This window comes from Vibrio sp. 2033 (assembly GCF_033339735.1).
In genome coordinates, this window is sequence record NZ_JAWOVC010000648.1 from 1 (window position 1) to 564 (window position 564).

Sequence of the window (564 nt, forward strand, 5' to 3'; positions counted from 1 at the left end):
GAGTGACAACGCATCGCACCGATACGCACACATGTACCATCGATAGGAACTGGAGAACCTTGCGAACCAAGGATCTTGTTCGCTTCAACACCCGCTTTCCACTCTTCTTTGCTCTGACCATTATCGCGCTTCACATCGATCCACGGGATCAACGAGCCAGCTAGTGGTACGCCGAACTTGTCTGTAGGGAATGACGCGCTGCGCATTGTGTCTGCAACTTTCTTGTCAATATCAAGGATTGAGCTTGCTGGATTTGCCAGTTCTGAACTTACTGCATCGTTGATAACGCCCATTTGAGAGATCAACTCACGCATGTTTTGCGCGCCAGCGCCAGAAGCCGCTTGGTAAGTCATCGCACTGGTCCATTCCACCAACCCTTTTTCAAACAGGCCACCAAGACCCATCAGCATCAGGCTAACGGTACAGTTACCACCTACAAAGGTGTTCGTGCCGCCATGAATACCATGTTGAATTTGTTTTAGGTTCACAGCGTCTAGCGTGATGATCGAATCTTCCGCCATACGAAATGTTGAAGCTGCATCAATCCAGTAACTTTACCAGCCT

General features: G+C 49.3%; 1 pseudogene. It reads right to left on the bottom strand.

The annotated features are described in order from the left end of the window. A pseudogene (locus R7P74_RS28280) lies at positions 1-551 on the bottom strand (aspartate-semialdehyde dehydrogenase); the annotation flags it as partial. Positions 552-564 lie beyond the last annotated feature (13 nt).